At 60.3% G+C, this 20,411-nt stretch carries 19 protein-coding genes; 13 read left to right on the top strand and 6 right to left on the bottom strand.

Features of this window, described 5'->3' with window-relative positions; genetic code table 11:
- Positions 1-43: 43 nt before the first annotated feature.
- Both RE418_RS11445 and RE418_RS11440 read right to left on the bottom strand, forming a co-directional pair.
- Positions 44-784: an SDR family oxidoreductase gene (locus tag RE418_RS11445; protein WP_025303991.1), complete on the bottom strand. Its 741-nt coding sequence runs from the start codon at positions 782-784 to the stop codon at positions 44-46.
- Positions 785-937: 153 nt separating this feature from the next.
- Positions 938-1,882 carry an MBL fold metallo-hydrolase gene (locus RE418_RS11440; protein WP_089181228.1) on the bottom strand — a complete coding sequence of 315 codons (945 nt, stop codon included), beginning with the start codon at positions 1,880-1,882 and terminating at the stop codon, positions 938-940.
- A 206-nt stretch (positions 1,883-2,088) separates the two neighbouring features.
- Between RE418_RS11440 and RE418_RS11435 the strand changes: the two genes are divergently transcribed.
- A complete protein-coding gene (locus RE418_RS11435) occupies positions 2,089-3,060 on the top strand; it encodes a patatin-like phospholipase family protein (protein WP_025303993.1) in 972 nt (323 codons plus the stop codon).
- A 98-nt stretch (positions 3,061-3,158) separates the two neighbouring features.
- On the opposite strand, the gene RE418_RS11430 is transcribed toward RE418_RS11435, so the two are convergent.
- On the bottom strand, positions 3,159-4,514 hold the full coding sequence (locus RE418_RS11430) for a 2-hydroxycarboxylate transporter family protein (RefSeq protein WP_043143802.1): 1,356 nt from the start codon (positions 4,512-4,514) through the stop codon (positions 3,159-3,161).
- A 326-nt stretch (positions 4,515-4,840) separates the two neighbouring features.
- On the opposite strand from RE418_RS11430, the gene RE418_RS11425 reads away from it, so the two are divergent.
- Both RE418_RS11425 and RE418_RS11420 read left to right on the top strand, forming a co-directional pair.
- Positions 4,841-6,433: a sensor histidine kinase gene (locus tag RE418_RS11425; RefSeq protein ID WP_043143801.1), complete on the top strand. Its 1,593-nt coding sequence runs from the start codon at positions 4,841-4,843 to the stop codon at positions 6,431-6,433.
- A 32-nt stretch (positions 6,434-6,465) separates the two neighbouring features.
- On the top strand, positions 6,466-7,152 hold the full coding sequence (locus tag RE418_RS11420) for a response regulator (protein ID WP_043143800.1): 687 nt from the start codon (positions 6,466-6,468) through the stop codon (positions 7,150-7,152).
- Between the two features lie 16 nt (positions 7,153-7,168).
- On the opposite strand, the gene RE418_RS11415 is transcribed toward RE418_RS11420, so the two are convergent.
- Positions 7,169-7,432 carry a hypothetical protein gene (locus RE418_RS11415; protein ID WP_127146528.1) on the bottom strand — a complete coding sequence of 88 codons (264 nt, stop codon included), beginning with the start codon at positions 7,430-7,432 and terminating at the stop codon, positions 7,169-7,171.
- A gap of 126 nt (positions 7,433-7,558) precedes the next feature.
- On the opposite strand from RE418_RS11415, the gene proV reads away from it, so the two are divergent.
- The 3 genes from proV to proX all read left to right on the top strand — a co-directional run bounded on the left by proV (position 7,559) and on the right by proX (position 10,931).
- Positions 7,559-8,761 carry a glycine betaine/L-proline ABC transporter ATP-binding protein ProV gene (gene proV, locus RE418_RS11410; protein ID WP_342117333.1) on the top strand — a complete coding sequence of 401 codons (1,203 nt, stop codon included), beginning with the start codon at positions 7,559-7,561 and terminating at the stop codon, positions 8,759-8,761.
- Positions 8,754-9,860, top strand: coding sequence for a glycine betaine/L-proline ABC transporter permease ProW (gene proW, locus RE418_RS11405; protein ID WP_089181230.1), 1,107 nt, complete (start codon positions 8,754-8,756; stop codon positions 9,858-9,860). The genes proV and proW overlap by 8 nt, the downstream gene beginning before the upstream one ends.
- A gap of 69 nt (positions 9,861-9,929) precedes the next feature.
- Positions 9,930-10,931 carry a glycine betaine/L-proline ABC transporter substrate-binding protein ProX gene (proX, locus tag RE418_RS11400; RefSeq protein ID WP_025303998.1) on the top strand — a complete coding sequence of 334 codons (1,002 nt, stop codon included), beginning with the start codon at positions 9,930-9,932 and terminating at the stop codon, positions 10,929-10,931.
- Positions 10,932-10,961: 30 nt separating this feature from the next.
- Here proX and RE418_RS11395 read toward each other — a convergent pair whose 3' ends face one another.
- Positions 10,962-11,840, bottom strand: a complete 879-nt coding sequence (locus tag RE418_RS11395; protein WP_016929849.1) for a LysR family transcriptional regulator — start codon at positions 11,838-11,840, stop codon at positions 10,962-10,964.
- A 105-nt stretch (positions 11,841-11,945) separates the two neighbouring features.
- On the opposite strand from RE418_RS11395, the gene RE418_RS11390 reads away from it, so the two are divergent.
- From RE418_RS11390 to emrB, 7 genes are all read left to right on the top strand, one after another.
- Positions 11,946-13,145 (top strand): MFS transporter, encoded by a 1,200-nt coding sequence (locus RE418_RS11390; RefSeq protein ID WP_025303999.1) that lies wholly within the window; start codon positions 11,946-11,948, stop codon positions 13,143-13,145.
- Positions 13,146-13,266: 121 nt separating this feature from the next.
- Positions 13,267-14,013 carry an AzlC family ABC transporter permease gene (locus tag RE418_RS11385; RefSeq protein WP_025304000.1) on the top strand — a complete coding sequence of 249 codons (747 nt, stop codon included), beginning with the start codon at positions 13,267-13,269 and terminating at the stop codon, positions 14,011-14,013.
- Entirely contained in the window at positions 14,003-14,350 is a 348-nt protein-coding gene (gene ygaH / locus RE418_RS11380; protein WP_043143797.1) for an L-valine transporter subunit YgaH, read from the top strand. Before RE418_RS11385 ends, ygaH begins: the two co-directional genes overlap by 11 nt.
- Positions 14,351-14,511: 161 nt before the next feature.
- Positions 14,512-15,030 (top strand): transcriptional repressor MprA, encoded by a 519-nt coding sequence (gene mprA, locus RE418_RS11375; RefSeq protein ID WP_025160249.1) that lies wholly within the window; start codon positions 14,512-14,514, stop codon positions 15,028-15,030.
- Between the two features lie 27 nt (positions 15,031-15,057).
- A complete protein-coding gene (locus tag RE418_RS11370; RefSeq protein WP_025304002.1) occupies positions 15,058-16,509 on the top strand; it encodes an efflux transporter outer membrane subunit in 1,452 nt (483 codons plus the stop codon).
- A 23-nt stretch (positions 16,510-16,532) separates the two neighbouring features.
- Positions 16,533-17,705: a multidrug efflux MFS transporter periplasmic adaptor subunit EmrA gene (emrA, locus tag RE418_RS11365; RefSeq protein ID WP_043143796.1), complete on the top strand. Its 1,173-nt coding sequence runs from the start codon at positions 16,533-16,535 to the stop codon at positions 17,703-17,705.
- Positions 17,706-17,722: 17 nt separating this feature from the next.
- Positions 17,723-19,261: a multidrug efflux MFS transporter permease subunit EmrB gene (gene emrB, locus RE418_RS11360; protein ID WP_043143795.1), complete on the top strand. Its 1,539-nt coding sequence runs from the start codon at positions 17,723-17,725 to the stop codon at positions 19,259-19,261.
- A 60-nt stretch (positions 19,262-19,321) separates the two neighbouring features.
- Here emrB and RE418_RS11355 read toward each other — a convergent pair whose 3' ends face one another.
- Positions 19,322-20,410 carry a tRNA/rRNA methyltransferase gene (locus tag RE418_RS11355; protein ID WP_025304005.1) on the bottom strand — a complete coding sequence of 363 codons (1,089 nt, stop codon included), beginning with the start codon at positions 20,408-20,410 and terminating at the stop codon, positions 19,322-19,324.
- Between the last annotated feature and the right edge of the window lies 1 nt (position 20,411).

Raw genomic sequence — 20,411 nt, 5'->3', positions numbered from 1 at the left:
GTTCCGCCACAGGATACCCGATCCTGCGGCGGTGCGTCGTCAATCAGATGATGCCGCCGTTGGCGCGCAGGGTTTGGCCGTTGATCCAGCCGCCGTCGGCCCCCGCGAGGAAAGCCACCGCTGCAGCGATATCGTCCGGCGTGCCCAGGCGCTCCAGCGGCGCCATCTTCGCCAGCCGCTCGATAAGCTCCGGGGTTTTACCGTCGAGGAACAAGCCGGTGGCGGTCGGCCCCGGCGCGACAGCGTTCACCGTGATATTGCGGCCGCGCAGCTCTTTCGCCAGCACGCTGGTCAGCGCTTCGATCGCCGCCTTACTGGCGGCATACATACCGTAACCCGGCTGCAGCAACCCCACCACGCTGGAAGAGAAGTTGATGATGCGGCCGTTGTCGCGCAGGCGCTTCGCCGCCTCGCGCATCGCATTGAAGCTGCCTTTCAGGTTGATGTCGAGCAGGCGATCCACGTCTTCATCATGCATGTCCGCCACCGGCGCTAGCGCGATCACCCCGGCGTTATTGACCAGAACGTCGACGCCGCCAAACGCCTGTTCGGCGCTGTCGAACAGCTGGGCAACCGCAGCCGCATCGCTGACGTCGGCCTTGATGCTCAAGGCGCGGCCGCCGCGCTGTTCTATCTTGCCCACCAGCTCATAGGCCGGCGCCGGGTTGCCCGAATAGTTGATGATGACGGCAAAGCCATCGGCGGCCAGGCGCTCGGCGATGGCGGCGCCGATACCGCGCGATGCGCCGGTGACGATGGCGACGGAGGGAGTTTTCTGATTCATCGGGAGATCCTTAAAGAAAACGACGAGGGTAACGTTAATCATGCACTCTTTATCACGGCGAATAAGCCCCGATTCTCTGGCATCATCATCCCAAATTATCGAACAATGTCCCCAAGGCGCTTACGATGGCCGCCCGTTGGGCGGCCATCTCCCTTACAGCGCGCCGTAGTTCAATGGCACCCAGGTGTAACCGTCGCCCTGGCGGTTCAGATACCCCAACCCCGGGAACGACAGGTGTGCGCCCCCCACCAGCTCGCTCTGCCGCGCGCTGTCGCCAAATATCCGCAGCCGCTGAGCGACCGCCGCCTTGGCGTCATTATCAAAGCTGATAGCCACCTTCGGATGCGGCAACTGCACCGCTGCCACGTGGATAAGATCCCCCAACAGCAACAGCTTCTGGCCCTGGCTGGTCACCTGATACACGCTGTGTCCCGGCGTATGGCCGTGGGCGGCAAAGGCGGCAATGCCCGGGGAAAGCTCACCGTCGCCGCTGAACGGCTTAAAGTGGCCGGCCGCCTGATACGGCTTGATCGCCGCCTGAGCCCTTTCGAAGTTGCTTTTACTGCCCGCGCTAGCCTGTTTCAGTTTGTCCGCGCTTAGCCAGAAGTCCGCGTCCTGGCTGGCGGCGCGCACCACCGCATTGGGGAATACCGCCTTGCCGTCGTGCGTCAGGCCGCCGAGATGGTCCGGGTGCATGTGGGTCAGGTAGATCTCATCCACCTGCTCCGGCTGGTAACCCGCCGCGCGCAGGTTATCCACCAGCTTGCCCAGGCCGTCGCCCAGCAGTTGGCCGGCGCCGCTGTCGATCATCACCAGCTTATCGCCGGTATTGATCAGATAGGCATTGACCGAGGTGACCACCGGCAGGCTTTGATGCCGCTCGGCCAACCCGGCGGCGATCTGCTGCGGCGTGGTGTTTAGCAACAGCTTGTCCGCCGGCAAACGAATGATGCCGTCGGACAACGCGGTCACTTCAAAACTGCCCAGCATGATGCGATAAAATCCCGGCGTCGGGGTTTTAGCCTGCGGCGCGGCGGCCCCGGCCTGTAATGACATAACGGCCAGCGCCGCGCCCAGCAGACAACGTTTCCAGAACATGATGACTCCTTGCGAGAATTGAACAGCGCTAAGTATTGACGCAAAAATCCCGATGCGCCTGTTTAATAAGTGCCTTTGATAAATATATGAACAATATATTTATTGTGAATAATTTTGTTTGCCGACTCACACAACCCCAATCAATATTTTCCGGTTCGCGACTTCGTTATTTTTCTTACTCCCTAAACCACGAGTGAGGAAATATCATGAACTACCAATTCGAAAATCTGGTCTTTGAAGGCGGCGGCGTAAAAGGCATCGCCTATGGCGGCGCGCTGGAATTGCTGGAAGCCAAAGGCATCATGCCGCAGATCAAGCAAACCTCCGGCGCCTCGGCGGGCGCCATCGCCGCGCTGCTGGTCGGCCTGGGCTGCAGCTCGGCGGACGTCACCAAGATTCTGTCGGCGATGGATTTTAAAAAATTCCTCGATTATAACGGCGGCTTTTTCGGTACGATCCAGGATGCCTATCGCCTGTTTAATCAATACGGCATCGCGCCCGGCGATTATTTCTATCAATGGTCACGCGATATTATCAAGCAGTATACCGGCAACCCGGATATCACCTTCGAGCAGTTCGAAGCGATGAAGGCGGCGAAAGGGTTCAAGTCGATTTACTTTATCGGCGCCAACCTCAACAGCGGCCAGCGAGAGGTTTATTCTCACCGTACCACGCCGCGCATGAAAGTGGCGGACGGCCTGCGCATTTCGATGTCGTTCCCCTTCGCCTTCGTGGCGAAGAACAATACTCTGGGCGACCTGTGCATCGACGGCGGCATGATCGACAACTACCCGGTGCGGCTGTTCGACTATGACTTCTCCGCCACGCCGCCTTACATCGACGCCTCCAGCCAACGCATCAACACCCGCACCCTGGGCCTTCGCCTCGACTCCGCCGGCGAAATCGCCCAGGCCGCCGGTCAGGCCGGCCCGCGCACGCCGGTCAACAACCTGTTTGATTTCACCCTGGCGGTGGCCAACGTGATGCTGGACATCCAAACCAAGGTGCATCTGGACAGCGATGACTGGAAGCGCACCGTGTATGTCGATACGCTCGACGTCGGCACGCTGGAGTTCGGCATCAGCGAGGAGAAGAAACGCGCGCTGATCGAATCCGGCCGTCGCGGCGTAGAGCGCTACTTCGCGTGGTATGACGCCGCCATGAAACAGGCAGCGTAACCGGTATTATCCCTGCCCGCGCGTACGGCCGGCGCGCGGGCAAAAAAAATCCCCGCGGGGGCGGGGAAAGGCAAAGTAACGCTAAGGATTTATAGGAGTTATACGAAGAACTTGGCCAACACCAGCAGCGACAGCGAAACGTTGATAGCGCCGCCGATACGGGTTGCGATCTGGGCGAACGGCATCAACGACATGCGGTTGCCGGCGGTGAGGATCGCGACGTCGCCGGTCCCGCCCTGCCCGCTCTGGCAGCAGGAGACAATCGCCACGTCGATAGGGTGCATGCCGATTTTCTTGCCGACGAAGAAACCGGTCGCCACCAGCGCGCTGACGGTGGTGACGATCACGATCAGATTCTGTACGGTGAACGCGTCCACCAGCTCCTGCCACGGCGTGATAGCCACCCCGACCGCGAACAGGATCGGATAAGTCACGGCGGTGCGGAAGAATTTGTACACCACCTGCGAGCCTTCCTGAATGCGTGGCGATACCCCGTGCGCCAGCTTCACCGCCACGGCGGCGAACAGCATGCCCACCGGCGCCGGCAGGCCGATCAGACGGTGCAGCAGCATGCCCACCATATACAGCAGAATGGCCAACAGCGCGCCGCAGGCGATGGTGCTGACGTCCACCTTGCCGCTGATTTTTTCCACCGCGCTCATGTCGCTGTCGCCCTGCTTGCTCGGCATCAGGCTGCCTTCGCCGGTCAGGTGCGGATAACGCTTGCCCAGCTGGTTAAGCAGGCCGGCGATGACGATAGCGGTCAGGCTGCCGAGCATCACGATAGGCAGAATGCGCCCCAGCGCCACGCCCTGTTCCATGTGTAGGATCGCCGCGTAGCCCATCGACAGCGGGATCGCCCCTTCACCTACGCCGCCGGCCATGATCGGCAGGATCAGGAAGAAGAAGATCTGGAACGGTTCCAGGCCCAGCGCCATGCCAACGCCCATCCCCACCAGCATGCCGACGATCTCGCCGCACAGCATGGGGATGAAGATGCGCAGGAAGCCCTGGATCAGCACCTGGCGGTTCATGCTCATGATGCTGCCGACGATGATGCAGCAGATGTAGAGGTACAGAATGTTGGTCGATTTGTAGAACTTGGTGGTCGATTCCACCACCACGTCCGGCAGCAGGCCATAGTGCACCAGCGCGGAAGGAATGAAAGTGGCGCAGATTGCCGCCGCGCCCATTTTGCCGATCAGCGGCAGGCGCTTGCCGAATTCGCCGCAGGCGAAGCCGAAGAACGCCAGGGTGGCCACCATCACTACGATATCGCTCGACAACTTGCCTTCCAGGCAGTCGAGCAGAATCAATACGCCGGCCAGAATAAAGAACGGTAACGGAATAATCCCTACTTTATAATTGTCCAGTATCCGCCACCATTTCTCACGCAGAGGAATATCGGCGGTCTTGTCTTTGGCTACGAGGTAAGAATCATCTGTTGTGCTCATAATCTGGCCTCTTATTAGTTTGTTCAGCCATCATAGAGAAGCGCACGGATTATCTGCTGTGATTATGTTCAAAGTTAAAAAGGGTTTTTAATGGTGGTTATGGTTTCTATGGGGTTAATTAAGATTATGTAAAAACCAACGCGGTTTTAATGGTGTTAATACCGTTTTTATTTTAAAGCTTATTAATTTTATCGCAGGCGAACAATTCTCGTCCGGTTCACTCTAATCCCGTGTGAGGGATCACAAGTTGATCGAGCGCAATATTACAGACCCCGCTTATCGTGATAGGGTAAGGCTTCAGGATCTCTTTACGGTGAAGCTCCACCATGCGCCTCAAACTCTCATTTCAAATCAAACTGTTTCTGTGCCTGGTGGCCTTCTCCTGCCTGCTGCTGACCTGTATCGGCGCCTATACCTATTACCAGTTGGATGCGCAACTGCACCGCGATCTCGGCGCCCGCGCCCAGGTGCAGGCACGGGAAATCGCCCTTATCCCTTCGCTGGTGGACGCGGTGGAAAACAACGACGCCGCCAGGATCGCTACGTTGATGAAAAAAATCCGCGCCAGCAGCGACGCCAGCTATATCGTCATCGGCGATAATCATGCCCGCCATCTTTATCATTCCGAATACGAAGGCCGCCTGGGCACACCGATGATCGGCGGCGATAATAAAGAGGTGCTGGAAGGGAAAAGCATTATTTCCATTCGCAAGGGCGGCATCGGCGTATCATTACGCAGCAAGGCGCCGATCCTGGATGAAAATAATCAGGTGATCGGCATCGTTTCCGTCGGTTATTTGAAATCGCATATCGATAATTTAAATGCCAGGACGTTGACGCAAATTATCGGCTCTATCGTGCTGCTGCTGATTGCCCTGTTCGTTTTTTCCTGGCTGCTGTCGAAAAATCTCAAGCGCCAGATGTTCTGGCTGGAACCGAAAGAGATCGCGCTGCTGGTGCGCCAGCAAAAAGCGCTGCTGGAAGCCATTTATGAGGGCGTGATCGCCATCGATCCGCAATTGCGGATCATCACCATCAACCATGCGGCGCGCGAGCTATTGGATCTACACCAGCCCGCCGCCAGCTTGCTGGGCCGACCAATCGGCGACGTGATCCAGGCGCAGCCGGACTTCTTCGCCGCCGCGCAACTGGGCCAGGATACGCACGACGAAGTGTGCCGCTTCAACCACGTGCGGGTGATCGCCAGCCGGGTGCGCATCATGCAGGAGCAGGAGCTGCAAGGCTGGGTGATCAGCTTCCGCGACAAGAACGACATCAATACCCTGAGCAGCCAGCTCAGCCAGGTGAAACGCTATGCCGACAACCTGCGCATCATGCGCCACGAGCAGCTGAACTGGACCGCCACGCTGGCCGGGCTGTTGCATATGCAGCGCTACGACGAGGCTATTCGCTATGTGGAAGCCCAGTCGGAGGGCGCGCAGGAGATCCTCGATTTCATCTCGCAGCGCTTCAGTTCGGCGGCGCTGTGCGGCCTGCTGCTGGGCAAATATTCCAGCGCCAGAGAAAAAGGCATCGAGCTGCGCTTCGATCCGGCCTGCCAGCTGCGGCAGATCCCGGCGGCGCTGAATGAGACCGAACTGATGTCGATCGTCGGCAACCTGCTGGATAATGCGGTGGAGGCGACGCTGCACCGCCCGGCGCCGCACGATGCGATCGAACTCTATATCAGCGACGGTAGCGACGAGCTGGTGATCGAGGTGGCGGATCGCGGTACCGGCATCGCCGAGGAGATTCGTGATACGCTGTTTGAACAGGGCGTCACCACCAAAGCGGATAAAAGCGACCACGGCATCGGCCTGCATCTGGTCGCCAGCCACGTCGCGCAGGCGCATGGCAGCATAGAAGTGTCAGACAACGAGCCGCACGGCGCGATATTCTCTATATTTATCCCTAAATAAAACCCATAACCCGATTTTTTGAGCACCCGATTATGTCACACCAAGCACTGGACGTTCTGATCGTGGAAGACGAGCCGCAACTGGCGACGCTGCACGCGGAGTTCATCGAGAAAAATTTCAACCTGCGGGTGGTGGCTTACGCCGCCACGCTGGCCGAAGCGCGAGCCAAAGCCAACGCGCATCAGCCGCGCCTGATCCTGCTGGATAACTTTCTGCCGGACGGCCAGGGCATCGAGCTGATGGAAGAGCCGGCGGTGAAGAACCCCGCCTGTTCGGTAATCTTCATCACCGCCGCCAGCGACATGCATACCTGCAGCCAAGCGATCCGCAACGGCGCCTTCGACTACATCATCAAGCCGGTGTCCTACAAGCGGCTGCGCAATTCGCTCGAACGTTTCATGCAGTTCGTACAGACCCAGCGTACCTTCAAGATCATCGATCAGGATAACGTCGATGCGCTGTACAACCTGCAGTCGAAGCAGTTCTCCAGCGAGCCGAGCGCCAAAGGCATCGAAACCAATACCCTTGATCTGGTGCAGGCGCTGTTTATCGCCCAGCCGACGGTAGCGCATGCGGTGGAAGACGTGGTTGAGCAGGTCGGCATCAGCAAGACCACCGCCCGCCGTTATCTGGAATATTGCGTCGCCACCCAGTTCGTGCGGGTAGAGATGTTGTACGGCAATATCGGCCATCCGCGGCGGCTGTACCGCAAGGCCTGAGGCTGCCATCTGGCTGTCATATTACGGCGATAACATAGCGCTCGACGATATCCCCCTCGATATCGGCACCTGTCGTTAAAACTGATGAAATACTGATGACTTTTACCCGGCCTCTGGTCGGGTTTTTTATTATCCGAACGGCAGGCGTAAAACCGAAATAGCTCATCGCCCCACACCGCGTTATTTCCTCAAAAACCAAACCATTATGGCGAATAACGGCCGTCAATTTTGAGTCACGGGCCAAATTACCATAGCTAATTAAAACCTTGATGTAAACCACTAATATCCCATTTAAATGACATTGAGGGTTGTCTCAGATATTCACTGTGTTAGGGTAAAAAGCTCTTTTATTTTGCTAAGGACAGCCCATAACGCGTTAATTAAACCAGAGGAAACAGCAAATTGCATGGCAATTAAACTCGAAGTAAAGAACCTGTATAAGATATTTGGCGAACACCCGGAACGCGCATTCAAACTGCTGGATAAAGGTCTGACAAAAGATCGGCTGTTTGAAAAAACCGGCTTATCGCTCGGCGTAAAAGACGCCACTCTGGCCATTGAAGAAGGCGAGATATTTGTCATCATGGGGCTCTCCGGTTCCGGCAAGTCCACCCTGGTACGCCTTCTCAATCGTCTGATAGAACCCACCCGCGGCCAGGTGCTGATCGACGGTGAGGACATCGCCAAAATATCCGACACCGCGCTGCGCACCGTGCGGCGAAATAAGATCAGCATGGTATTTCAATCATTCGCGCTGATGCCGCACATGAATGTCCTGAATAATACCGCCTTTGGTATGGAATTAGCCGGCATACCGTTGCAGGAACGTCAGGAAAAAGCGCTGGATGCCCTGCGTCAGGTCGGGCTGGAGAATTATGCGCTGTCTTATCCAGATGAATTATCCGGCGGTATGCGCCAGCGCGTAGGATTAGCCCGCGCCATGGCCAATAACCCGGATATATTATTGATGGACGAGGCCTTCTCGGCGCTCGATCCGTTAATTCGCACCGAAATGCAGGATGAGCTGGTGAAATTACAGGCCCAGCATCAGCGCACCATCGTGTTTATTTCCCACGATCTGGACGAGGCGATGCGCATCGGCGATCGCATCGCCATCATGCAGGGCGGTCAGGTGATCCAGGTCGGCACACCGGACGAGATCCTGAACAACCCGGCCAACGACTATGTGCGCACCTTCTTCCGCGGCGTGGACATCAGTCACGTGTTCAGCGCCAAGGATATCGCCCAACGGCGCCCGGTGACGCTGATCCGCAAAACCCCCGGCTTTGGCCCCCGATCGGCGCTGCAGCTGCTGCGCGATGAGGACCGTGATTATGGTTATGTTGTTGAACGCGGGAAGAAATTTATTGGCGTGGTGTCGATAGAGTCGCTGAAAAAGGCGCTGTCCGCCAATCAAACGCTGGACGATGCCCTGCTCGAGGCCCCTGCCGCCGTGCCGGCCGATACGCCGCTCAGCGATCTTATTTCCCTGGTCGCCCAGGCGCCCTGCGCGGTGCCGGTGGTGAGCGAAGAACATAACTATCTCGGCATCATCTCCAAGGCCATGCTGCTGCAGGCGTTGGACAAGGAGGGCTCAACCAATGAGTGATACCACGCAAACCCAAGATCCCTGGGCTACCGCACCGGCAGATGCCGGCGCCGCACCCGCTCACGATGCCGGCGCCAACGCCGGCGACGCCTGGTCCAGCGCGCCGCCGCCGGCCGCTCATGACGCCGCCGGACAAGGCACAGATTGGCTCAGCAGCGCCCCGGCGCAGCCTGAACACTTCAGCCTGCTCGACCCGTTCCATAAGGCCTGGGTGCCGTTCGACTCCTGGGTCACGCAAGGCATCGACTGGCTGGTGCTGCACTTCCGCCCACTGTTCCAGGGCATTCGCGTGCCGGTGGATATGATCTTGAGTGGCTTCCAGCAATTGCTGCTGGGCATGCCGGCGCCGATCGCCATTCTGGTGTTCTCGCTGCTCGCCTGGCAGGTCTCGGGCCTCGGCATGGGCGCCGCCACGCTGCTCTCCCTGGTCGCCATCGGCGCCATCGGCGCCTGGTCGCAGGCGATGGTTACGCTGGCGCTGGTGCTGACCGCGCTGTTCTTCTGCATTCTTATCGGCCTGCCGCTCGGCATCTGGCTGGCGCGCAGCAAGCACGCCGCCAAGGTGATAAGGCCGCTGCTCGACGCGATGCAAACCACCCCGGCCTTCGTCTACCTGGTGCCGATCGTCATGCTGTTCGGCATCGGCAACGTGCCGGGCGTGGTGGTCACCATTATCTTCGCGCTGCCGCCGATCGTGCGCCTGACCATTTTGGGCATCAAGCAGGTGCCGGAAGATCTGATCGAGGCCGCCGAATCCTTCGGCGCCAGCCCGCGGCAGCTGCTGTTCAAGGTGCAGCTGCCGCTGGCGATGCCGACCATCATGGCCGGCGTGAACCAGACGCTGATGTTGGCGCTGTCGATGGTCGTCATTGCCTCGATGATCGCGGTCGGCGGTCTGGGGCAGATGGTGCTGCGCGGCATCGGCCGGCTGGACATGGGCCTGGCCGCCGTCGGCGGGGTCGGCATCGTGATCCTGGCGATCATTCTCGATCGCCTCACCCAATCGCTGGGGCGCGATCGCCGCAGCAAGGGCATCGGCCGCTGGTATCGCCGCGGCCCCATCGGGCTACTGACTCGCCCGTTCATCAAACAGGCCTGACGCTTTTCCCGCCGGCGGCTGCGGCCCCGGCGGGCTATGACACCACCACATCGAAAGAGGGGAAACACTATGCGCACCACGGGCATCTGGGCTCTCGCCCTGACGACGCTGATTGGCTCACAGAGCGCCATCGCGGCAGACTTACCCGGCAAGGGGATCGCGGTACAGCCGGTGCAAAGCACCATTTCCGAAGAGACGTTCCAGACGCTGCTGGTCAGCAAGGCGCTGGAGAAATTGGGTTACGACGTGAAGGAACCGCGTGAAGTGGATTACAACGTCGCCTACACCTCCATTGCCTCCGGCGATGCGACCTTTATCGCGGTCAACTGGGACCCGCTGCACGCCGATCAGTACAAGGCCGCCGGCGGCGACGCCAAGTTCTACCGCGAAGGCGTCTACGTCAACGGCGCCGCGCAGGGTTACCTGATCGACAAGAAAACCGCCGAGCAGTATCACATCACCAACGTCGAACAGCTCAAGGATCCCAAGATCGCCAAGCTGTTCGACACCAACGGCGACGGCAAGGCCGATCTGACCGGCTGCACCCCGGGCTGGGGCTGCGAAGCGGTGATCAACCACCACATCAAGGCCTACGGTCTGAGCAACACCGTCGAGCATAACCAGGGCAACTACGCGGCGATGATCGCCGACACCATCACCCGCTACAAAGAGGGCAAACCGGTGCTGTATTACACCTGGACACCGTACTGGGTCAGTGATGTGATGGTGCCGGGCCGCGACGTGGTCTGGCTGCAGGTGCCGTTCTCCTCGCTGCCGGGCGAGCAGAAGAACGTCGACACCAAGCTGCCTAACGGCGCCAACTACGGCTTCCCGGTCAACACCATGCGCATCGCCGCCAACAAGCAATGGGCCGAAGCCAATCCGGCGGCCGCCAAGCTGTTCGCCATCATGAAGCTGCCGATCGCCGACATCAATGCGCAAAACCTGCGCATGCATGAAGGCCAGGCTTCGGAGGCCGATATCCAGAACCACGTTAACGGCTGGATCAAGGCGCACCAGGCGACCTTCGACGGCTGGGTGAAAACCGCCGCCGAAGCGGCGAAGTCGTAACCGTTCAGGGGCGCCGCCTTTGCCGCGCCCCTACCCCGCCATATCGATGCCGCTGAACTGTAAAAAACGTGCGGCGGCGTTCGACAAGGGCTGCGGCCAGATGCAATACACCTGGCGCCGCGGCCCGTCTTCAATCGGAATCGACACCAGCGCGCTTAAGCGTTGCGCGGTCGAGACAGGTACGATACCCGCCGCCAATCCGCGCCGCACCAGATTCTCCAGCCATTCGATATGATCGATTTCAAAACTGACGTGCCGGCGGATACCCGCCGCCTGGAAGGCGCGATCGGTTTGGCGTCGCGCGCCGGTGCCGCTGTAGAAATCCACCAGCGGCACTTCCGCCAACGCCTGCAGGTTCACCCGCTCGCGATTAGCCAGCGGGTGCTGCGGCGCCACCAGCGCCACCAATGGCTCATCGGTCAACTGCCGGTGCGACATCGGTAGTAAATCGACATCGCCGGGCCAGATGCCGACGAACGCCATATCGCACTTCTGCTGACGCACATCCTCCAGCAGGGCTTCGCTCATGCCAACGTACAGGCGGATGTTCACCGCCGGATAGTGGCGATGAAACTTGTCGAGCTTTTCGGTCAGATCAATCGCGTTTATGGTTGAAATTGTGCCGATGGTCAGGGTGCCGGACACCGCATCGCCGGCGGCGGTCACCTCTTCCACCAGCGCCTGCTGCGCCGCCAATAGGCGCTGCGCCGACGGAATGAAAGCCTGGCCGGCGGGGGTCAACCGCACCCGTCGCGAGGTGCGTTCAAACAGCGTACAGCCCAGCTCTTCTTCCAGTTTTGCGATCTGGTGGCTGAGCGCCGACTGCACCGTATGGCAGCGCTGCGCCGCCCGGGTGAAACTCTGTTCTTCCGCCACCGCCAGCGCATAGCGGATCTGTTTCAGGTTCATGGCATCTATCTTGAAATGAGATAAATCAAATGAAAATTATACATTGGTTTCCACAGACGCGTTGCCGGATACTGCGCGCTATCTTCTTCCCGTGATGAAAAAATCATGAATCCACAAAACGCCCATCCGGGCCTCAGCCCGGCGCTGACCGTGCTGATTGCCATCGCCACCGGCCTGGCGGTCGCCAGCAACTATTACGCGCAACCGCTGCTGGAAACCATCGCCACCAGTTTCAACCTGTCGGTCAACCAGGCCGGCTTTATCGTCACCGCCGCGCAGCTCGGTTACGCCACCGGCCTGCTGCTGCTGGTGCCGCTCGGCGATATGTTCGAACGCCGCGGCCTGATCGTGTTCATGACGCTGCTGGCCGCCGGGGGCATGCTGATCACCGCCACCTCCGCCACGCTGCCGATGATGATCCTCGGCACCGCGCTCACCGGGCTGTTCTCGGTAGTGGCGCAGATCCTGGTGCCGCTGGCCGCCACGCTGGCCCACCCGGAAAAGCGCGGCAAGACCGTCGGCATCATCATGAGCGGCCTGCTGCTCGGCATCCTGCTGGCGCGAACCGTCGCGGGCGCGCTGGCGTCGTTCGGCGGCTGGCGCACCATCTACTGGGTCGCCAGCGTGCTGATGATCCTGATGGCGCTGATCCTGTGGCGCGCGCTGCCGCGCTATAAGCAACACTCCGGGCTGAACTACCCACAGCTGCTGGCCTCGATCTTCAGCCTGTTCTGCCGCACGCCGCTGCTGCGCACCCGCGCCATCCTCGGCGCCCTGTCGTTCGCCAACTTCAGCGTGCTCTGGACCTCAATGGCCTTTCTGCTCGCCGCGCCGCCGTTCAACTATTCCGAGGGGGTGATCGGGCTGTTCGGCCTGGTGGGCGCCGCCGGGGCGCTGGCCGCTTCGCGCGCCGGGCATCTGGCGGACAAAGGTAAAGCCGGGTTGACCACCACCGTCGGCCTGGTGTTGTTACTGCTGTCCTGGATCCCTATCGCGTTAGCCAAACAGTCGCTATGGGCGCTGATCGCCGGCATTCTGATCCTCGATCTGGCGGTGCAGGCGGTGCACGTCACCAACCAGAGCGTGATGTACCGCATCATGCCGGACGCGCGCAACCGCCTGACAGCCGGCTACATGACCAGCTACTTTATCGGCGGCGCGCTCGGTTCTCTGCTCTCCGCCTCGGCCTATCAGCATGCCGGCTGGTACGGCGTGGCCGCCGCCGGCGGGGTGTTATGCCTGCTCAACCTGCTGACCTGGTGGCTCGGCAAGCACCACGATCCGCAAGGGCCAGCGACAATCTGATTATCGTGCAAATAGTCACTAAAGAAATTTATTAGCGGTGCAGGGTATAAACATTACTTACTCTCTGGTAATGTTCTGGGCATAAACTATTGAAGTCCTATCTACCCTGCGATCCACAACCATGCAAAGCCAAGCTGCAGACAGCCTCAACCCGCCCGCCGTCAGCGCCACCTTCGCCAACGGCGTCGTCGACAGTTTGCCGATCGTCATCGGGTATGTCCCGGTGGCGTTCGCCTTCGGCCTCAGCGCCGTCAAACTGGGCTTTTCCCCGCTGGAAAGCCTTTTCTTCTCCTGCATCATCTACGCCGGCGCCAGCCAGTTCGTGATCACCGCCCTGCTGAGCGCCGGCATGTCGCTGTGGGTCTCCGCGTTGACGGTGATGGCGATGGACGTGCGCCACCTGCTGTACGGCCCGGCGCTGCGTCACCGTATCGTCTCGCGCATGTCGCCCGGTAAAACGGCAATGTGGGCTTTTGGTCTGACCGATGAGGTCTTCGCCGCCGCCACCGCCAAGCTGATGCGCAATAACCGCAGCTGGAGCGAAAACTGGATGCTGGGCATCGCGCTCTGTTCCTGGCTTTCTTGGGTAGCCGGCACCGCGCTCGGCGCGCTGTTCGGCAACGGCCCGCTGGAGCAGTTCCCGGTGATCGAGGCCTCGCTGGCCTTCATGCTGCCGGCGCTGTTTCTCAGTTTCCTGCTGGCCGCTTTCCGGCGCCCGCAGAGCCTGACCATCGCTGCCTCATTGGCCGGTGCGCTGCTCGGCGTGGTGCTGTTCTCCATCCCGGTTGCCATTTTGGCCGGCATCGGCGCCGGTTGCGTCGCCGCTCTGTTCCAACCTGCCCCTGCGGAGGCCAGCCATGAACACTGATGTGCTGGTGATCGGCCTGGTGGTGGGCTGCGCCAATTACTTGTTCCGTTATCTGCCGCTGCGGCTGGCGCCGGCGCGCGCCCAGCCCGGCCTCAAACGCGGTAAAGCCGCCCTGCTACTCGACAGCATTGGCATCGCCTCGATCTGCGCCCTGCTGGTGGTCTCCAGCACGCCGGTGGTGATGCGCGAACCCGACAAGCTGCTGCCGACGTTGGCGGGGTTCGCCGCGCTGGCGCTGTGCTTCTACCGCAGTAAAAGCATCATTATGTCGACGCTGCTCGGCGCGACGGCCTTTGGCGTCACATTAAAGCTGTTAATGCTTTTCGGTCCAGGCTGACGCCGCGCCGAACGTTTGGCTTCGCTTTGGCGTTTTCATGCGCCACATCTTTACAAACTCTGACAAATGACACGAATTGCTAAATTATCCGCACGGCTGAACATTTACATTATTAGTCACCGTCGTTACTATCTCGAACGAAATTAATGAGGCCCTAAATTATGGAAAGCTCGTTTGCCCCCATAGAACAAATGCTGAATTTCCGCGCCACCCGGCAGAAAGATTTCCCGTATCAGGAAATCCTGCTGACCCGCCTGTGCATGCACATGCAAGGCAAGTTGCTGGAAAATCGCAACAAGATGCTGAAGGCGCAGGGGATTAACGAAACACTGTTTATGGCGCTGATTACCCTGGATGCGCAGGAGAGCCACAGCATCCAACCTTCTGAGCTAAGCTCTGCCTTAGGCTCCTCGCGCACCAATGCGACCCGCATCGCCGACGAGCTGGAGAAACGCGGTTGGATCGAGCGCCGTGAAAGCGATAACGATCGCCGCTGCCTGCATCTGCATCTGACGCCGCAGGGGGAAGAATTTCTCAGTCAACTGCTGCCGCCGCAGCACCAATGTCTGCATTTCCTGTGGTCCACGCTGACCGACGATGAGCAAAAACAGCTGGAACAGCTGACGCGCAAATTGCTGGCACGTCTGGATCAAATGGAAATCACAGAACAGTTATCCTAATTCACAATTTCTGTTCAGGTACCTATTATGCGATCCCCATTTAACTGGAGATTCACCCCGCTGTTCGCCGTATTGCTGCTGGCCGGGTGTGCTTCTACCGATAATATTGCCCCGCAATCCACGCTGATGGATCCGCAGAGCCTGCAGTTGGCTCAGCCGAAAGTCAGTTCGCTGGCCGTCAGCCCGCAGTGGTGGCGCGCCCTCAAGGATCCGCAGTTGGATGCCCTGATGACGCAGACGCTGCAAAACTCGCCGACCCTGCGTCAAGCCGCCGCCCGCGTGCGCGAAGCGCAGAGCGTGGTGGGCGAAGCCAACGCCGCCAACGGGCCGAACCTGGATCTGAACGCCAGCACCCAGCGTCAACGCGTGCCGCAAAACGTCAATATGGGGTTGGGGTATCCGCATAAGCCGATCTATTCAAGCTCCAACTCCCTGGGGTTGAACCTGGCGTACGAATTCGACTGGTGGGGTAAATACCGCAACCAGGTGAACGCCGCCAAAGCGCAAGTGAACGCTGCACGCGCCGAGCAGGAACAGGCGGCGCTGACGCTGACCAGTTCGGTGGCGTCCGCCTACTACCAGCTGCAAAGCAATCTGGCGCTCGAAAAGCTACTGCAGCAGGAAGTGAACAACAATGAACGCCTGACCGCGCTGCGCCAACAGCGCTATCAGGCCGGGCTGACCGGCGTCGACGTGCCGCAACAAACCCAGGCGCAGTCCGACGTCGCTAAACAGCAGATCCTGCAGTTGCAGTCGCAAATCGAACAGCTCAGACACCAGCTCGCCGCGCTGGCGGGCCAAGGGCCGAACGCCATGCAGCACCTGCGTCAGGTGCCGTTGCCCGCAGACAACCTGATGGCACCGCAGGGCGAGCTGACGGCGGATCTGCTGGGCAAACGCCCGGACATCGCCGCGCAACGTCAGCTGGTGGAGTCTTACAGCCAGCGCGTCAGCGCCGCGCGTAAGGAGTTTTACCCCAGCCTGACCATTTCAGCCTTCGCCGGCCTGATGACCACCAACACCAGTGGCACCAGCCCGAATCTGTTTGAAGCGGCCAGCCAGGCCTGGAACGTGATGCCGGCGATTTCGCTGCCGATCTTCCACGCCGGGGCGCTGCGCAGCAAGCTGGGCGAGGAATCCGCGCTGTATGACGAAGCGGTGGAATCCTATAACCAAACCATCCTGAATGCGGTACAGGAAACCGCCGACGCCATCACCATCCAGCAGAGTTCTGCGCAACAGCAGCTGCAGGCGGCGTCCGCGGCCCAGTCGATGCAACAGGTGTATCAGGTCGCTAACGCCCGTTACCAGGCAGGGATTATCGGGCGCGACGATCTGTTGACCAGCCAGACGCAGCTATTGCAGCAGCAACAGGCGGAGTTAAATGCCAGCAGCAACTTACTGCAGGCGAAGATAGGACTGATCCGTGCGCTGGGCGGTGGCTATCAGGCCCCGGCCGCAGCGGATTCGAAAGCATAATAATATAAGGCTTGGAGAACACCATGAGCGCGAGCGCGGAAATCCAAAACCCGCAGCAGCCGAGCGGCAAAAAGAAGCAGCGTAAATTTTGGCTGCTGTTGCTGACGGTTATTTTCATTGTTATAGGGGTGGCTTACTTAGTGTATTGGTTCCTGGTGCTGCGTCATCATCAGGAAACCGACGACGCCTACGTCTCCGGCAACCAGGTGCAGATCATGGCCCAGGTGTCCGGTAGCGTGAACAGCGTCAATTTCGACAACACCGACTACGTCAAGCAGGGTGACGTACTGCTGACGCTCGATCCGACCGATGCCGAGCAGGCGTTTGAACGCGCCAAAACCGGCCTGGCCAACAGCGTGCGTCAGACCCACCAGCTGATCATCAACAGCAAGCAGTATCAGGCCAACATCGCCCTGCGCAAGACCGATCTGAGCAAGGCCGAGAACGATCTGAAACGCCGCGTGGTGCTGGGCAGCGTTGACGCCATCGGCCGCGAAGAGCTGCAACACGCTCGCGATGCGGTCGACAGCGCCAAGGCCGCGCTGGAAGTGGCGGTGCAGCAATACAACGCCAACCAGGCGATGGTACTGAATACCCCGCTGGAACAGCAGCCGGCAATCCAACAGGCCGCCGCGCAGATGCGTGACGCCTGGCTGGCGCTGCAGCGTACCAAAGTGATCAGCCCCATTACCGGTTATGTCTCGCGCCGCAGCGTGCAGGTCGGCGCGCAGATCGCCGCCGGTTCGCCGCTGATGGCGGTGGTGCCGGCCGATCACATCTGGGTTGACGCCAACTTCAAGGAAACCCAGATCGCCAACATGCGCATCGGCCAGCCGGCAACGGTAGTCAGCGATGTCTACGGCGATGACGTGGTGTATCAAGGCAAAGTGGTCGGTATCGACATGGGCACCGGCAGCGCCTTCTCGCTGCTGCCGGCCCAGAACGCCACCGGCAACTGGATCAAGGTGGTGCAACGTCTGCCGGTGCGTATTGAGCTCGACGCCAAGCAGGTGGCCGATCATCCGCTGCGCATCGGTCTTTCGACGCTGGTGACCGTCGACACCGCCAATCTGGACGGCCGCGTGCTCTCTGACGTGGTGCGCGACAAACCGCTGTACCAGAGCGACGCGCTGGCGTTGAATCTGGCGCCGGTTAACCAGCTGATCGCTGACGTGATCCATGCGAACGCCGGCTAAGCGCGCGGGAGGCCATCTTGCCACAGAAACCGCTTGAAGGCGCCCAGCTCGCCTGGATGACGGTCGCGCTCGCCATGGCGACCTTCATGCAGGTGCTGGACTCCACCATCGCCAACGTGGCGATCCCCACCATTGCCGGTAACCTCGGGTCCTCCAACTCGCAGGGGACCTGGGTGATCACCTCGTTCGGCGTGGCGAACGCCATCTCGATCCCGATCACCGGCTGGCTGGCGAAGCGCATCGGCGAAGTGCGGCTGTTCCTCTGGTCCACCGCGCTGTTCGTCCTCGCTTCCTGGCTGTGCGGCATCTCCAACAGCCTCGGCATGCTGATCTTCTTCCGCGTGATCCAGGGCGTGGTGGCCGGGCCGCTGATCCCGCTGTCGCAGAGCCTGTTGCTGAACAACTACCCGCCCGCCAAGCGAGCGATGGCCCTGGCGCTCTGGTCGATGACCGTTATCGTCGCGCCGATCTTCGGGCCGATCCTCGGCGGTTACATCAGCGACAACTACCATTGGGGTTGGATCTTCTTCATCAACATCCCGATCGGCGCCTTCGTTATCATGGCGGCGATGGCGACGCTGAAGGGGCGAGAAACCAAAACCGAGATCAAACCGATCGACACGGTTGGACTGGTGCTGCTGATCGTCGGCATCGGTTCGCTGCAGGTGATGCTCGATCAGGGCAAGGAGCTGGACTGGTTCAACTCGACCGAGATCATCACCCTGACCGTCGTGGCGGTCGTAGCGCTGTTGTTCCTGGTGGTCTGGGAGCTGACGGATGACCATCCGGTGGTGGATCTGTCGCTGTTCAAGTCGCGCAACTTCACCATCGGCTGCCTGTGCATCAGTCTGGCGTACATGCTGTATTTCGGCGCCATCGTGCTGTTGCCGCAGCTGCTGCAAGAGGTGTACGGCTATACCGCCACCTGGGCCGGGCTGGCGTCGGCGCCGGTCGGGCTGATCCCAGTGCTGCTGTCGCCGATCATCGGCAAGTTCGGCAACCGGCTCGACATGCGCAGGCTGGTGACCTTCAGCTTCATCATGTATGCCGTGTGCTTCTACTGGCGCGCCTATACGTTTGAACCGGGCATGGACTTCGGCGCTTCCGCCTGGCCGCAGTTCGTCCAGGGCTTCGCCATCGCCTGCTTCTTCATGCCGTTGACCACCATTACGCTGTCCGGCCTGCCGCCGGAGCGTATGGCGGCGGCATCGAGCCTGTCGAACTTCACGCGAACCCTGGCGGGCTCGATCGGTACCTCGATCACCACCACCCTGTGGACGCAGCGCGAATCGCAGCACCATTCGCAGCTGACGGAGTTCGTCAACCCGTACAACCCGCAGTCGCAGGAGATGTACCGGCAACTGGAGCAGCTCGGCATGAGCAAGCAGCAGGCGTCGGCGTATATCGCCAACGAGATCACCGCGCAGGGCCTGATCATCTCCGCCAACGAGATCTTCTGGCTGTCGGCCGGGGTGTTCCTGGTACTGCTGGTGCTGGTATGGGTGGCGAAACCGCCGTTCAGCTCTGGCGGCGGTGGGGGCGGCGGCGCTCACTAAGCTTCAATAAACGAAACGGGCGCCCTGGGGCGCCCGTTTTTTTATCCGACGTAGAACAGATTACGCCTGATTCTGACGCCACCAGTCCGCCAGCAGAATGCCGGTCGCCACGGAAACGTTCAGGCTTTCCACTTTGCCGGTGCCGCCGATAGACACGTTCATGTCGCCCTGTTGCCAGGCGCCGTCGCTGAGGCCGTCACGCTCCTGGCCCAGCACCAGCACCATCTTGGCTGGCAGCTTGGCCTGCGCCAGCGCGGTGCCTTTGTGGCTGGAGGTGGTGACGATGGTGTAACCCGCCTTGCGGAAGGTATCCAGCACCGACAGGAAATCATCGGCGTTGATCGCCTTGATGTGCTCCGCGCCGCCTTCTGCGGTACGCACCGCCGCGCCGGACTCCAGCAGCGCCGGATCCTGCAGCAGCACGCCGTTGACGCCAAAGTGGGCGCACGAACGGACGATGGCGCCCAGGTTGTGCGGGTTGCCCACTTCTTCCAGCGCCAGCACGCAGTCGGTCGCCGGTGCGGTTTTCAGGTAGGTCTGCGCATCCAGGCCCTGACGCTTTTTGATCAGGAAGCAGACGCCGCCGTGGTGCTCGGTGCCGGAAGCCTTGGCCAGCTCTTCCTCATCCACCACGTGGTAGGCTTTGCGGTTAGCCGCCATCCAGCGCAGCGCTTCACGGAAGCGCGGCGTGACCGACTGCACGAACCAGGCGCGCACGATCGCTTCCGGGCGGCTGGCGAACAGCGCCTGACAGGCGTTTTCACCGTAAACGCGGGTTTCTTCCGCGCGCTGGCGGCGCAGCTGTTCCGGATCGATGAAGCTTTTGCCACTGATGCCACCGTGATCGAACGCCGGCTCTTCATTCGGTGCCCGCGAGACGGTTCTCCACGGTGACTCGTTGCCACCGCGATCTTCAGTGCGCGCCGGACGGCGAGGACGATCGCTTTCACTGCGGCGGGAGTCGGCGCCGCGGCGATCGTTGCCGCCACGCGCCTTGTCTTGACCAGTGCGGCCCGAGCGCGCACCGTCAGCCGGACGGCCTTTGCCAGCCGGACGTTTATTCTTGTTGCGGTCATCGCCATTGTCGTCGTCATTGCGGACGTACATCACTTTGACTTTACCGTTCTTGCCACTAAATGAATCGTTCATT

Source organism: Serratia sp. szju, from assembly GCF_044594185.1.
GTDB classification, from domain to species: Bacteria; Pseudomonadota; Gammaproteobacteria; order Enterobacterales; family Enterobacteriaceae; genus Serratia; species Serratia bockelmannii.
The sequence above is the reverse complement of the archived record's forward strand: the minus strand, read 5'-3'. Positions and strand labels throughout refer to the sequence as shown.

Coding starts and splice junctions, on each gene's coding strand:
- RE418_RS11445 (WP_025303991.1), bottom strand. CDS start 784: ATGAATCAGAAAACTCCCTCCGTCGCCATCGTCACCGGCGCATCGCGC.
- RE418_RS11440 (WP_089181228.1), bottom strand. CDS start 1,882: ATGTTCTGGAAACGTTGTCTGCTGGGCGCGGCGCTGGCCGTTATGTCA.
- RE418_RS11435 (WP_025303993.1), top strand. CDS start 2,089: ATGAACTACCAATTCGAAAATCTGGTCTTTGAAGGCGGCGGCGTAAAA.
- RE418_RS11430 (WP_043143802.1), bottom strand. CDS start 4,514: ATGAGCACAACAGATGATTCTTACCTCGTAGCCAAAGACAAGACCGCC.
- RE418_RS11425 (WP_043143801.1), top strand. CDS start 4,841: ATGCGCCTCAAACTCTCATTTCAAATCAAACTGTTTCTGTGCCTGGTG.
- RE418_RS11420 (WP_043143800.1), top strand. CDS start 6,466: ATGTCACACCAAGCACTGGACGTTCTGATCGTGGAAGACGAGCCGCAA.
- proV (WP_342117333.1), top strand. CDS start 7,559: ATGGCAATTAAACTCGAAGTAAAGAACCTGTATAAGATATTTGGCGAA.
- proW (WP_089181230.1), top strand. CDS start 8,754: ATGAGTGATACCACGCAAACCCAAGATCCCTGGGCTACCGCACCGGCA.
- proX (WP_025303998.1), top strand. CDS start 9,930: ATGCGCACCACGGGCATCTGGGCTCTCGCCCTGACGACGCTGATTGGC.
- RE418_RS11395 (WP_016929849.1), bottom strand. CDS start 11,840: ATGAACCTGAAACAGATCCGCTATGCGCTGGCGGTGGCGGAAGAACAG.
- RE418_RS11390 (WP_025303999.1), top strand. CDS start 11,946: ATGAATCCACAAAACGCCCATCCGGGCCTCAGCCCGGCGCTGACCGTG.
- RE418_RS11385 (WP_025304000.1), top strand. CDS start 13,267: ATGCAAAGCCAAGCTGCAGACAGCCTCAACCCGCCCGCCGTCAGCGCC.
- ygaH (WP_043143797.1), top strand. CDS start 14,003: ATGAACACTGATGTGCTGGTGATCGGCCTGGTGGTGGGCTGCGCCAAT.
- mprA (WP_025160249.1), top strand. CDS start 14,512: ATGGAAAGCTCGTTTGCCCCCATAGAACAAATGCTGAATTTCCGCGCC.
- RE418_RS11370 (WP_025304002.1), top strand. CDS start 15,058: ATGCGATCCCCATTTAACTGGAGATTCACCCCGCTGTTCGCCGTATTG.
- emrA (WP_043143796.1), top strand. CDS start 16,533: ATGAGCGCGAGCGCGGAAATCCAAAACCCGCAGCAGCCGAGCGGCAAA.
- RE418_RS11355 (WP_025304005.1), bottom strand. CDS start 20,410: ATGAACGATTCATTTAGTGGCAAGAACGGTAAAGTCAAAGTGATGTAC.